The following is a 14,050-nucleotide window of genomic DNA, read 5'->3' as shown; positions in this document are numbered from 1 at the left end:
GTCATGGGAAAAGTAACAGGATTTAAAGAATTTGAAAGACAAGATGAAACATACACTTCTGTAAAAGACCGTGTAAAAGATTATAAAGAATTTACAGTTCCTCTTTCAGAAAAAGAAATAACGAAACAGGGTTCTCGTTGCATGGATTGTGGAATTCCGTTTTGTCATAGTGGTTGCCCGTTAGGAAATCTAATTCCAGATTTCAATCACATGGTGCATCAAGGTGAATGGCAAAAGGCATCATGGTTATTGCATTCAACAAATAATTTTCCAGAATTTACAGGTCGTTTATGTCCTGCACCATGTGAAAAATCATGTGTATTAGGTATAATAGAAGACCCAGTTTCTATAGAAAACATCGAAAAAAATATTGTTGAACGTGCTTTTAAAGAAGGTTGGATTAAACCACAGCCTCCAAAAAATAGAACAGGAAAAACTATTGCCGTAGTTGGTTCTGGTCCGGCAGGTCTGGCAGCTGCTCAGCAATTAAATAGAGCAGGTCATACAGTAACGGTTTTTGAAAGAGATGATGAGGTTGGTGGTTTGTTGCGTTACGGAATTCCTAATTTTAAAATGGAAAAAGGAATTATTGACCGTAGAGTAGCAATATTAAAAGCAGAAGGAATTGTATTTAAGACCAATATTAACGTTGGTGTAAATTATGACGTTAAAGAGTTAAAAGCTTTTGATAGTATTGTTTTATGTGGTGGTGCAACAGAGAGACGTAGTTTGCCAACTCCTGGTATTGATGCTGATGGAGTAGTGCAGGCAATGGATTTCTTAACCCAGCAAACAAAAGTAGTATTTGGTAAAGAAGTTAAAGATCAAGTTTTAGCGACTGATAAAGATGTAATCGTAATTGGTGGTGGAGATACAGGTTCAGATTGTATTGGTACTTCAAACAGACACGGTGCAAAATCTGTGGTAAATTTTGAGATTATGCCAAAACCTCCAGGCCATCGTTCGCCAACAACTCCTTGGCCTTTTTGGCCGTTGCAATTAAAAACTTCATCATCTCATAAAGAAGGAGTAGAACGTAATTGGTTAATTAATACCAAAGAGTTTGTGAAAGATGAAAACGGAAAATTAACTGCTTTAAAAACCGTTAATGTAGAGTGGAAAATGGTTCCTGGTGAAAGACCACAATTAATAGAAATTGCGGGTACAGAAAAAACGTGGCCTTGTAATTTAGCTTTATTGGCTTTAGGTTTTACAGGTCCTGAAAGCAATTTAGCAGATAAATTAGGTATAAAAACAGATGCTCGTTCTAATTATAAAGCAGATTACGGCAAATATCAAACCAATGTAAAAAATATATTTACTGCTGGTGATATGCGCAGAGGACAATCTTTAATTGTTTGGGCAATTTCAGAAGGTAGAGAAGCGGCGCGTCAAGTAGATCTATACTTAATGGGTAAATCAGAATTACCAACCAAAGATGTTACAGGCGATTTAGTTGCTATGTAAACACATTTAAAACTATATATAAAACTCATCAATTTACATATTGATGAGTTTTTTGTTTTTAAATAATCGCTGAAATGTTTTTTGGGCGTGCCCATTTTTAAATAAGTACGTTTTCTAAAACAAACATTTAGAGTAAAAATGGTCAGGCTATCCATTGCAAGTCCTCGTTCGTACCTCACTGTGGGCTTTTCATTGCTATCCTTCACGTAAATAGCAGTCAACCTTATCACTCAATAGTAAAGAATACTCTCGTGGCTGACAAGAATAAAATAATCCATCAATATAACTGTCTTTGCGAGGAGCGAAGCAATCTTTTTATTTTTGGTATAAATAATGTTGTGAAATTACTATAATGAGATTGCTTCAATCGTGCCTCTTTCGCAAAGTAGCCTTAATCGTTCTTTGTTACCGTTATTCTATGTACGAAAACAAATAACGAAGAACGAGCAATGATGGACGAAAAACGAAAAACGATGGACAAGAAAGTGTAATGTATTGTTTAAAAAGTACCAACAATTTGAATTCCGGTGAATTCGGATGAGAATCGAGGTGTATAGTTAAAAGAAATTCTCCCTTGTTTAGATCTGTCTATAATACCTCTTGCTTTCCAGCTACTTCTTACAATAGAGCGACCAATTAATGTACCTAAAAGTCCGCCAACAACCATATCGCTTACCCAATGCTCATGAGATTTTATATCAGATAAAAAAGTAATTCCCATAATACTATAAGGAATCCAATAATTATCAAACTCCATTTGAATTACTTTGGCGATTGCAAAGTATCCTGTGGCGTGCATAGAAGGTAAGCTAGTTCCTCTTGCGCTACCATATAAGTATTCGTCTCTACCATTAAAAAAGTCCCAATTATTATTTGTAAAAGGTTTGTTTGCTGGTTCTGTACCTAAAGGTCTATTGGGTCTGTTTCTACCAAAAATCGTTTTTAAGGTAAATTGTGTTATAATGGTAGAATAGGCAATTGCTTTTAAGGAATTGATGGCCGCAAACTGTCCTTTTTCTTGGTTCGCAAATAAAGAGCCCACATAGATCCCTATGATTGGGTAAGTGAGGTAGGAGTTTTCGCCATTAATCCAGACATTTTTTGAACTTCTTAGAAAATTAGGAGTGATGGTTGGTAAGCTGTAATCTATATTAGGTTCAATATGCTTGTGATAGGCTTTTGTGGTAATTTTATCCGTGGCAAACAATCCTAAAATACCCGCGGCATAATAACCTGTTTTTTTCCAATCATCAGAAAATTCCTTTCCTAAAAAAGCAAAATCACTGGGAATGGTATTGAAACTTGTTTTAATCACATAGCCAGCAGTTTGAAAATGATTCTTTGTATTCTGTTGATTTTGAGAAAAAACAGCTACAGAGATACACAGTAAAATGGATATTAAAAACAGTTTCATTGTAAGTAGTTTATAAATTTAAGCCAAAAATACAATTAAAAATCAAAATGATGCACCTGTTAAAACTACTTGCAGAACTCTTGTAAAGTGTTAGTGTAGTAATGTTAAATTATTAACAAGGCAATTTAAAGCATTTTAAGACATTTCTTTTAAAAAAATGAAATACACATCAATAGTCTAAAGTTATTAACGCAATACACGTGTAAACTGTTGATAACTTCATATAAAATGCTTGTTTTAAATATAAAAGAAGGTTGTATCTTTGTAATAATAAAAAAAGCCTTAAAGTTGGTGCTTTAAGACCTTTTTATAAAACGGTAACACTTTAAGAAGTGTTTGTTTTGATTTCAGACTTCAAAATTACAATACTTCTTAAAACTTACCAAAAAAAAATGTATAATTTTTTATCGCAGTCCACCAAGACTGCCAAGGTAGGGTTATGACTTAATTTTATGTTTATGAGCTCCGTTAAGCACTTGTTGCTTACTGTTTAACTATTCGAAATCGTGAATGGCTGGGTGTTTTTGATACATAGAGCAATAAAAGCGTTGGTAGAGATGTTGTATAACCGTCTCATTAAACAAAGGTTATAATTTTTTTTTTTAAATTTTTAAAACACACCATTATGGTTAAAGTTAAAACAACTGAACGTCCAAATCCGCAGGACCGATTAGCGGATAATAAATTTTATGCACAAGCAATTGCAACAGGTACAACCGATTTAGAAAGATTGGCATATTTGGTTTCACATCAAAGTACGGTACGAGAGGCAGATTGTTATGCAGTTTTAATCTCGCTCATGCACAATGTTATAGACGAACTTGAGCAAGGCAAAATTGTAAAGTTAGATAAATTGGGAGCTTTTCAAATTGGCGTACGTTCGGAAGGGGTGGCAACTCCAGAAGAAGTTACTGTTAATTTGGTGAAAAAATCACATATTAACTTTAGGCCAGACAAGCTTTTGCGTAAGATGTTGCAGAATGTAGAGTTTACACATAGTTCGTTGTAAACAAGTATAATGGGGAGTTTAACAATAGTTAGACTCTCCATTTTTTTCTTTTTTTTAGCAAATTTTCTAAAAACTCGCCCTATTGAGTTTTTAAAAGTAACGATACTTTTCATGAAAAGTATCGTTACTTTTTATAAAAAGTATTTAGCGCGTTGCAAAAGACTTTTGATACTTTTAAAAAGGTGCTCCTTTCTTTTTTTTAACCCTTTTTTATTTTTTTTCATTACTTTTTAAAGCAAAAAAGTCCAAATTTGAGCTCTTTTTTTATCAAAAAAACCTGTTTTTCACCTAGTTTTTCATGTAATTATTGCTTTTTTTTGCTAAAAATCAACCAAAAACCTTCAAAAAATAGTTAATTTAGGCTCTTTTTTTAAGAAATATCAAGTAGATTTTCGTGTTTTTAATGAATACATCACAAGTATTTTTTCTATTGAAAAGAATGGATTTTATAGGAACATCATAATGAGATTGCTTCAATCAAGTTTGCTTCTTTTATCGCAACAAGCTTTCGCAATGATAATCAGATTTAATTTACAAACTAAAGCGTCATTCCCAAATGAGCTTTTTAGCGATTGCGGAATCTCATTATCATTAAAACTAAATTATTAGATTTTTCGTCGCTCATATCTTCACTTTGTCGAAATGACATCGGGAGTTGTTAACGTGTTAGCAGATCATTCCGAAATGAGCTTTTTAGGGATTGCCGAATCTCATTATCATTATAACTAAATTATTAGATTTCTCGTCGCTAGTGCCTCGCTCTGTCGAAATGACATTGGGACTTGTTAGCGTGTTAGTATGTTAGCGTGTCATTCCGAAATGAGCTTTTTAGCGATTGCGGAATCTCATTATCATTAAAACTAAATTATTAGATTTCTCGTCGCTCGTACCTTGCTCTTTCTCAATGACAATTGGGATTTAATTTAAAAATAAAAGTATGTTGGGGTTGAATTCTTGTTATTGAATTAAATCTACAAGTATTTGCGAGGAGTTGCGTGGAACGAAGCATAGCAATCTTTTTACTTTTGTTGTATTATAATGTTATGAAAATACAATAATGAGATTGCTTCAATCGTGCCTCTTTCGCAATGACGAGTAGCTTCAATCGTTGTTTGTTTTTGCTGTTACAGAAGTTTTTTAATCATTTATAAACAAACTTGTTTACCGTCTTTGCGAGGAGTTGCGAGGAACGAAGCAAAGCAATTTTTTTACTTTTATTATATTATAATGTTGTGAAAATACAGTAATGAGATTGCTTCAATCGTGCCTCTTTCGCAATGACGAGTAGTTTTAATTGTTGTTTGTTGTTAAGATGAGTGGATTCTAGTTTCTTGTCGTGATTCATTTTAAAAAATGAATTATTACACTTCATAAAAAACCTTTTTTGTAACTTCGCTCACTGTAAATATTTCGTATTCATGAGTACTGTAAAAATTGCGATTATCGGTCTTGGTTATGTGGGTTTGCCATTGGCGAGGCTTTTTGCAACCAAGTATGCTGTTGTTGGTTTTGATATCAATATCCATAGAGTTGCTGACTTAAAAAAAGGAATAGATGCTACACAGGAAGTAGCAAATGAGTTGCTACAAGAAGTGATTTCTGATACCTACAGCAAAGAAAAAGGACTGTTTATTACGGCGGATCCTACTTATTTAAAAGACTGTAATTATTATATTGTTACCGTGCCTACATCCGTAGATAAAAATAATCAACCAGTTTTAAAACCTTTATTAAGTGCTAGTAAAACCATTGCTACTTATTTAAAAAAAGAGGATATCGTTATTTACGAATCAACGGTGTATCCAGGAGCTACAGAAGAAGATTGTATTCCGGTTTTAGAAAAGGAGTCAGGACTTGTGTTTAACAAAGATTTTTTTGTGGGCTATTCTCCAGAAAGAATTAGTCCCGGAGATAAAATAAGAACTGTTGAAAATATTTTAAAAGTAACCTCTGGTTCTACGGATGAAACGGCAAAAAAAGTAGATGCATTGTATCAATCAGTGATTAAAGCCGGCACGCATTTAGCGCCTTCTATTAAAGTTGCTGAAGCCTCAAAAATCATCGAAAACTGTCAGAGAGATATCAATATTGCTTTTGTAAATGAATTGGCTAAGATTTTTAGTTTGATGAATATTAATACCAATGAAGTTTTAGAAGCAGCAGCTACAAAATGGAATTTCCTTCCTTTTAAACCTGGTTTAGTAGGTGGACATTGTATTGGTGTAGATCCTTTTTATTTGGCACAAAAAGCACAACAATTTGGCTATTATCCAGAAATTATTCTTTCGGGAAGGCGATTAAATGATAGTATGGGGGCGCATATTGCATCCGAAGTGGTAAAGCTGATGATTGATAAAGAGGTAAAAGTAAAAGGTGCCAATGTGTTAATTTTAGGCATCACTTTTAAAGAAAACTGTCCGGATATCAGAAATACAAAAGTGATTGATTTATATCGCTCTTTAAAAAGTTATGGAGTTCAAGTAGATATTTATGACTCTTGGGCTAAAAAGGAAGAGGTAAAAGCTGAGTATGAAATCGATTTAATCGAAGATATGTATGCTAAAAAATATGAAGCTGTTGTATTAGCCGTTGCGCACAAAGATTTTAAAGATATTGATGTAGTACGATTAAAGAAAGAGGCTGCTGTAGTATATGATATCAAGAATTTTTTAGCGATTAAGGATAAAAGTTTGTAGGCGATTTTCGTTTACCGTTTTTCGATTCTCGTCCAACGAGCAACGAGCCGCGAACAATGAAATTCGTTCATCGATTACCGTTCATCGTTTTTCGTCTATTGCGAATTAATTAATGGCCCTCGGACAATGAATAACGAGCAACAAACAACGAAAATCGACCATCGAATAACGAATATCGAATAAAACATGGAATGCAAACTTGAGGTATGGAAATTGGCGCATCAGTTAACTTTAGAGGTCTATGTGGTTTCTAAAAAGTTTCCATCTTCAGAACTATATGGTTTAACAAGTCAAGTAAGAAGAAGTTCAAGTAGTGTTCCGACAAATATAATTGAAGGACAAGGAAGACAATATAAAAAAGAATTTATTCAGTTTTTATATATTGCAAAAGGATCTTTAGAAGAAGCAAATTATCAATTGTTCTTAGCTAGAGATTTAAGCTATATTTCAAATGAAGAGTATAATGAATTGAATACTTTATGTACAAGAATTAAAATGATGTTGTATAAATTAATAAAATCGTTGAAGTAGGATTTTCGTTTGCCGATTTTCGTCCATCGATTATCGTTCAACGTTTTTCGTTCACCGAACAACGAATATCGGAAATCGAGTAACGAACAACGAAACACGAGCAATGACCAGCGACTATCGAATATCGGAAATCGATCAACGAAACACGAACAACGAAACACGAGAAACGACAATCGTCCACCGTTTATCGTTCATCGAACAACGACTATCGAATATCGGAAATCGAGTAACGAACAACGAAAAACGATCAACGATCATCGAATAACGAATAAAAAAAAACAAAGAATGAAAAATTTTGCTTTAATAGGAGCTGCAGGTTATATCGCTCCTAGACATTTAAAAGCCATCAAAGACACCAATAATACTTTAATTGCGGCACTTGATAAATTTGACAGTGTTGGGATTATGGATAGTTATTTTCCGAAAGCAGATTTCTTTGTAGAATTTGAGCGTTTTGATCGGCATATCGAAAAGTTACGACGCAACGGAACGCAGTTAGATTATGTAAGTATTTGTACGCCTAATTATTTGCATGATGCCCATATTAGAATGGCGCTAAGAAGTGGTGCAGATGCCATTTGCGAGAAACCATTGGTTTTGAATCCGTGGAACGTAGATGCCTTGATGGATATTGAAAAAGAATCCGGAAAAAAAATACATACTATATTGCAATTAAGATTGCATCCAAGTATTATTGCTTTAAAGAAAAAAATTGAAGCCGATACCTCTCATACAAAATATGATGTAGATTTAACGTATATAACTTCCCGAGGGAAATGGTATGATATTTCATGGAAAGGAGACCTTAGTAAATCTGGCGGAATTGCTACGAATATAGGGATTCATTTTTTTGATATGTTAGCATGGTTATTTGGTGATATACAAGAAAATAAGGTGCATTTAAGAGAAAAAGATAAGTCGGCTGGATATTTAGAATTTGAAAAAGCGCGTGTACGTTGGTTTTTATCTATTGATGAAAATTCTTTGCCTGTTAGGATTCAAGAACTAGGGCAAAGAACCTTTAGATCTATCACCATAAATGGCGAAGAATTGGAGTTTAGTACAGGGTTTACAGAATTACATACCAAGAGCTATTTACAAATCCTTAAAGGCGAGGGTTTTGGATTGGTCGATGCTAAGGAATCAATAAAAATAGCTCAAAATATTAGAAATAACACAATAATAACAAAAGGGGAAAAACATCCTTTTTGTAGTTAAATAATAAATTCTATATTTGTAAAAATAAAAATTGAATCCCCATTATGAAAAGAAAAGCGATTATTGTATCAGGATACTTCAATCCAATCCACAAAGGGCATTTAGAATACTTTAATAATGCCAAAGCATTAGCAGACGAATTATTTGTGATTGTGAATAACGATTTACAAAGAGGACTAAAAGGCTCTAAAGAATTCCAGAAAGAAGAAGAACGTTTGTTTATTGTACAGAATATTAAGGCTGTAGACAAGGCTATTATTTCTGTAGATAAAGATAGGACTGTACGCGAGTCTATTCGTACTATTTTTGAAACCTATGGAGAAGAATTCGACTTAGGTTTTGCAAACGGTGGTGATCAGGATAACAACTCAATTCCAGAAGCACCTATTTGTAAAGAATTAAACATTGAATTAATCGATGGTTTAGGAGATAAGATACAATCTTCTTCTTGGCTATTAAATAAACAATAAATTTTATGAAAGTAGGAATCACTTTTAGTGCCTTTGATTTGTTTCATGCAGGGCATGTAAAAATGTTAGAAGATGCGAAAGCAGAGTGCGATTATTTAATTTGCGGTTTACAAACAGACCCAACTTTAGATCGCCCAGAAAAAAATAGACCTATTCAATCGGTAGTAGAGCGATACATTCAACTAAAAGGGTGTAAGTATGTAGATGAGATTGTACCCTATGCAACAGAGCAAGATTTAGAAGATGTATTGCGTTCTTTTAAAATTGATGTTCGTATTGTTGGAGATGAATATGCACACAAACCTTTTACTGGTCGTGAATATTGTGAGCAATCGGGCATTGAGCTTTTTTACAATAAGAGAGAACATCGTTTTTCTAGTAGCGGTTTACGTAAAGAAGTACAAGAAAAAGAAAACGCAAATAGTAAAAAAAGCAAGTAGTACTTTTTATGGATACCAATACCAAAATTTATATAGCAGGTCACAGAGGTATGGTGGGGTCTGCCGTATGGAGAGTGTTAGAAAAAAAAGGATATACCAATTTAGTAGGTAAAACTAGTAAAGAGTTAGATTTAAAAGATCAAGTAGCAGTGGTTGCTTTTTTAGAAAAAGAAAAACCAGCAGTTGTTATTGATGCTGCGGCTAGAGTTGGCGGAATCTTAGCAAATAATGATTTTCCATATCAATTTTTGATGGAAAATATGCAAATCCAAAATAATTTAATTGATAGTTCTTTAAAAGCAGGGATTGAAAAATTTATCTTTCTTGGAAGTTCTTGCATCTATCCTAAGTTTGCACCACAACCTCTAAAAGAAGAATATTTATTAACAGATTCTTTAGAGCCTACCAATGAGTGGTATGCGCTTGCAAAAATAACGGGTGTAAAAGCATGCCAGGCCATTAGAAAACAATTTAATAAAGATTATGTAAGCTTAATGCCTACCAATTTGTATGGGCATTTTGATAATTTTGACTTACAAACTTCACATGTTTTACCGGCAATGATTCGCAAATTTCATGAAGCAAAAGAGAATAATAACTCGGATGTTGTTTTGTGGGGTAGCGGTACGCCAATGCGGGAGTTTCTGTTTGTAGACGACATGGCAGAAGCCGTAGTGTATGCGTTAGAAAACGAATTGCCAGAGTATTTATACAATGTAGGTTCTGGTAAAGATATTACCATTAAAGAATTGGCAGAAACCATCCAGAAAGTAACAGGCCATCAAGGACAAATTGTTTGGGATGCCGAAAAACCAGACGGAACTCCAAGAAAATTAATGGATGTTTCTAAAATGAAAGATATCGGTTGGCAGTATTCCACTGAATTAAAAGAAGGAATTGAGCAGACGTATGCTTGGTTTTTGGAGAATATAGAGAATTTTAAAGAAGTGAAGATGTAGGATGTGATGTGTTTAGGGTTTATGTGTTTAGAGGTTTAAGTGCTTAGGATTTAGGGGGTAGGAGTTTAGATGTTTTATTTTAACCAACTAACCAACTAACCGGTTAAACAATTAACCAACTAACCAATTAACCAGCTAACCAAGCAAGTAATCAATAAAAAAAATAAGTTTGAGCTATAAAATATATTCATTTGAGAAACTAGATGTATATCAAGCGGCACGCAAATTTAAAATAGACATAAAGAAAATGAGTTCATTATTTCCAAAAGAGGAACGTTTTGATTTAATAAGTCAAATGAATAGGGCATCTGCGAGTATTTCAGCTAATTTAGCTGAGGGCTCTGGTAGATCTTCAAATTTTGACCAAGCGCATTTTACAAATATCTCTTATGCTTCTGGTTTGGAAATTATAGATCATCTAAATACTGCATTAGACTTGCACTATATACAAAAAGATGAATATGAACAAACGAGAATCAAATTAGATGGTATTTTAAGTAAGTTAAATGCATTATATAAATACCAACTGAGAAATACAAATACATTAAAGAAGAAATTGAATTAATTAAAAGGTATCTGTTATGGGGTGCTACTAAGTTTTTTAACAATTAAACTTTTAACCACCTAAACAATTAACCGTTTAACAACGAACAACTATGAAAGTAGCATTAATTACAGGAATTACAGGACAAGACGGATCTTATTTAGCTGAATTGTTATTAGAAAAAGGGTATGAAGTACATGGTGTAAAAAGAAGATCATCATTGTTTAATACCAATAGAATCGATCATTTATACCAAGATCCTCACGATCCAAACCAACGATTAAAATTGCATTATGGAGACTTAACAGATTCAATGAATCTAACAAGAATTATCCAAGAATGTCAGCCTGATGAGATTTATAATTTAGGAGCAATGAGCCACGTGGCGGTTTCTTTTGATACACCTGAGTATGTAGGTAATGTAGATGGTTTAGGAACGTTACGTATCTTAGAAGCTGTTCGTATCTTAGGTTTAGAAAAGAAAACAAGAATTTACCAAGCTTCTACTTCAGAGTTATTTGGAGGGATGCCAGAAAATAAAAATGAAAGAGGTTTTTACGATGAGAATTCTCCATTGTACCCACGTTCTCCTTATGGGGTAGCAAAGATATACGGATTTTGGATTACCAAAAATTATCGTGAAGCTTATAATATGTTTGCATGTAATGGTTTGTTATTTAATCATGAATCACCAAGAAGAGGGGAGACTTTTGTAACCCGTAAAATTACACGTGCTGTAGCTAAAATTGCCTTAGGATTGCAAGAAAAAGTATTTTTAGGAAACCTAGAAGCAAAACGTGACTGGGGGCATGCTAAGGATTATGTACGTATGATGTGGATGATTTTACAAGCGGACGTTGCAGAAGATTGGGTAATTGCCACAGGAGTAACGACTACTGTAAGAGACTTTGTACGTATGGCTTTTAGTGAAGTAGGGATCGAAGTAGAGTTTAAAGGAGAGGGCGTTGATGAAAAAGCATACATTAAGAGTATCAATCACGAAATATACACGGCTGCTACGAACATCGATCAACGAACATCGAATATCGATTTAGTCATAGGAAAAGAAGTGTTGTCTGTAGATCCTACCTATTTCCGCCCAACAGAAGTAGATTTATTAATTGGAGACCCAACAAAAGCTAAAGAAAAATTAGGCTGGGTGCCAGAACATGATTTGGCTTCTTTGGTAAAAGATATGATGCAGGGTGATGTTGCGATTATGAAAAAAGATGTTGATTTGTTAAAAGCGGGTCATGAGATTTTGAAACAAGCAGAGTAAAAGATTGGTTAGTACAATACATTATTTTCAAATAAAAAGACAAAGATTATGAAAATTACAAATATTTGTTGCATAGGTGCAGGATATGTTGGTGGTCCAACCATGGCAGTGCTTGCTCAAAAATGCCCACATATAAAAGTAACCGTTGTTGATTTAAACAAACAACGAATTGCTGATTGGAATGATGCAGATTTAAATAAGTTGCCTATTTACGAACCAGGTTTAGCAGATGTCGTCGCAGAAGCTCGTAATAGAAATTTATTTTTTTCTACAGAGGTTGATACGGCTATAGATGAAGCACAAATGATTTTTATATCTGTGAATACACCTACAAAAACATTTGGTATTGGAAAAGGGATGGCAGCAGATTTAAAATATATTGAATTATGTGCGCGTCAAATTGCAAAAGTTTCTAAAGATGATAAAATCATCGTAGAGAAGTCAACATTACCTGTGAGAACAGCAGAAGCGCTTAAAACTATTTTGAATTTCACCGGAAACGGAGTGAAATTTCAGGTGTTATCGAATCCAGAGTTTTTGGCGGAAGGCACCGCGGTTACTGATTTACATGCACCAGATCGTGTGTTGATTGGTGGAGGTGAAGATGCTGAAGGGCAAGAAGCTATTGCTGCCTTGGTAGAGGTATATAACAACTGGGTGCCTTTAGAAAATATTTTAACGACCAGAGTCTGGTCTTCGGAATTGTCTAAATTAACAGCTAATGCTTTTTTAGCACAACGAGTATCTTCTATCAATGCCATATCTGCCTTATGTGAACAAACCGGTGCAGATGTAGATGAGGTAGCAAAAGCGATAGGAATGGATAGCCGAATAGGTTCTAAGTTTTTAAAAGCATCAGTAGGTTTTGGGGGGTCTTGTTTTCAGAAAGATATTTTAAATTTGGTCTATATTTGCCAGCATTATAATTTGCAAGAAGCTGCAGAATATTGGTTGCAGGTGGTTAAAATGAATGACTATCAAGAACATCGTTTTGCCAATAATATCATGAAAAGCTTATTTAATACCGTTTCAAGTAAGAAAATTGCTTTTTTAGGTTGGGCCTTTAAAAAAGATACGAACGATACCCGTGAGTCTGCAGCCATCTATGTAGCGGATGAACTGTTACAAGATAGAGCAGAAATTCATGTATACGATCCAAAAGTAAGTGCAGCACAGGTGTATGCAGATTTAGAATACTTGCAATCCAATAGAATTGGCGAATTTGTAGAAAAAGGTGCTTTTTTAAGCTCAGAAGAAATTAGAAAATTGGTGACGGTGCATACAGAGCCTTATGCAGCATTAGAAAACGCGCATGCCATTGCTGTTTTAACGGAATGGGATGAATTTAAAACCTACGACTGGCAAAAGATTTACGATGCCATGTTAAAACCTGCCTTTGTTTTTGATGGTCGAAACGTTTTAGATGTTTCAGAATTAGAAGCAATTGGTTTTCAAGTAAAAAGTATTGGGAAGGGGTAATTATCTATTTTGGATAGTTATTGCTTGAATTTTAATAATAAATAATTCATATACAGATTGATTTTAAACTAAAAAAAAGATGTTTTTTTAGTTGTATTTAGAAATTTAAAAACTAGATATATTGAACATAATAAAATTTAAAGGTAATTTTAGAATAAAAATGGAATTAGCGGATGCATTTATAAAACATATTTTTTTTAAAAAAAGTTTTCTTATAATTAATGCTGTAGGTTTATATTATCAATTCTAGGTAAATTTATGGAAACTTAACGATTACCAATTGGAAACAGTTAAAAGGGAGTTTTAGTGAGACATCTTTTTTTTAGATAGAAGTGGATTTATAGTTTGGAGGTCAATAAAAGTAGAATGAAAATTAGTTTTTAGCTTAAAAAGTTGGCATAATAAAATATGGTGGGTGGTGTGAAATTAATTATATAAAATATATGCTTTATTAAAATTGAGCTTAAAAATTTAAAGCTCTTTTAGTTTGTGTTAAAACGTATTAATTTTCGAAAATTAAGGTAGTTAATTTTAAACTTTCGTC

12 protein-coding genes are annotated in these 14,050 nt (G+C 33.6%); 11 read left to right on the top strand and 1 reads right to left on the bottom strand.

What is annotated here, in order from left to right; all coding sequences use genetic code 11:
• Positions 1 to 3 precede the first annotated feature (3 nt).
• Entirely contained in the window at positions 4 to 1,467 is a 1,464-nt protein-coding gene (locus BLT70_RS12165) for a glutamate synthase subunit beta (protein WP_091894784.1), read from the top strand.
• 499 nt (positions 1,468 to 1,966) lie between these two features.
• Here the strand turns inward: BLT70_RS12165 and BLT70_RS12160 are convergent, their stop codons facing one another.
• Positions 1,967 to 2,881, bottom strand: coding sequence for a phosphatase PAP2 family protein (locus BLT70_RS12160; RefSeq protein WP_091894782.1), 915 nt, complete (start codon positions 2,879 to 2,881; stop codon positions 1,967 to 1,969).
• Positions 2,882 to 3,506: 625 nt separating this feature from the next.
• On the opposite strand from BLT70_RS12160, the gene BLT70_RS12155 reads away from it, so the two are divergent.
• From BLT70_RS12155 to BLT70_RS12110, 10 genes are all read left to right on the top strand, one after another.
• Entirely contained in the window at positions 3,507 to 3,890 is a 384-nt protein-coding gene (locus BLT70_RS12155; protein ID WP_091894780.1) for an HU family DNA-binding protein, read from the top strand.
• Between the two features lie 1,418 nt (positions 3,891 to 5,308).
• Entirely contained in the window at positions 5,309 to 6,586 is a 1,278-nt protein-coding gene (locus BLT70_RS12150) for a nucleotide sugar dehydrogenase (RefSeq protein ID WP_091894778.1), read from the top strand.
• A 186-nt stretch (positions 6,587 to 6,772) separates the two neighbouring features.
• Positions 6,773 to 7,117 carry a four helix bundle protein gene (locus BLT70_RS12145; protein ID WP_091894776.1) on the top strand — a complete coding sequence of 115 codons (345 nt, stop codon included), beginning with the start codon at positions 6,773 to 6,775 and terminating at the stop codon, positions 7,115 to 7,117.
• A gap of 285 nt (positions 7,118 to 7,402) precedes the next feature.
• Positions 7,403 to 8,335, top strand: coding sequence for a Gfo/Idh/MocA family protein (locus tag BLT70_RS12140; protein WP_091894774.1), 933 nt, complete (start codon positions 7,403 to 7,405; stop codon positions 8,333 to 8,335).
• 44 nt (positions 8,336 to 8,379) lie between these two features.
• A complete protein-coding gene (locus BLT70_RS12135) occupies positions 8,380 to 8,805 on the top strand; it encodes an adenylyltransferase/cytidyltransferase family protein (RefSeq protein WP_091894772.1) in 426 nt (141 codons plus the stop codon).
• A gap of 5 nt (positions 8,806 to 8,810) precedes the next feature.
• Entirely contained in the window at positions 8,811 to 9,245 is a 435-nt protein-coding gene (locus BLT70_RS12130; protein ID WP_091894770.1) for an adenylyltransferase/cytidyltransferase family protein, read from the top strand.
• 8 nt (positions 9,246 to 9,253) lie between these two features.
• Positions 9,254 to 10,204 carry a GDP-L-fucose synthase gene (locus BLT70_RS12125; RefSeq protein ID WP_091894768.1) on the top strand — a complete coding sequence of 317 codons (951 nt, stop codon included), beginning with the start codon at positions 9,254 to 9,256 and terminating at the stop codon, positions 10,202 to 10,204.
• A 169-nt stretch (positions 10,205 to 10,373) separates the two neighbouring features.
• Positions 10,374 to 10,769 carry a four helix bundle protein gene (locus BLT70_RS12120; RefSeq protein WP_197678364.1) on the top strand — a complete coding sequence of 132 codons (396 nt, stop codon included), beginning with the start codon at positions 10,374 to 10,376 and terminating at the stop codon, positions 10,767 to 10,769.
• A 91-nt stretch (positions 10,770 to 10,860) separates the two neighbouring features.
• Positions 10,861 to 12,027: a GDP-mannose 4,6-dehydratase gene (gmd, locus tag BLT70_RS12115; RefSeq protein WP_091894764.1), complete on the top strand. Its 1,167-nt coding sequence runs from the start codon at positions 10,861 to 10,863 to the stop codon at positions 12,025 to 12,027.
• A gap of 48 nt (positions 12,028 to 12,075) precedes the next feature.
• The gene (locus BLT70_RS12110; protein ID WP_091894762.1) at positions 12,076 to 13,506 is read left to right on the top strand and encodes a UDP-glucose 6-dehydrogenase; all 1,431 of its coding nucleotides are present in this window, start codon (positions 12,076 to 12,078) and stop codon (positions 13,504 to 13,506) included.
• Positions 13,507 to 14,050 lie beyond the last annotated feature (544 nt).

This window comes from Polaribacter sp. KT25b (assembly GCF_900105145.1).
Lineage (GTDB): Bacteria > Bacteroidota > Bacteroidia > Flavobacteriales > Flavobacteriaceae > Polaribacter.
Note: the sequence above shows the minus strand (reverse complement) of the source record. Positions and strands in the feature narration are given on the sequence as shown.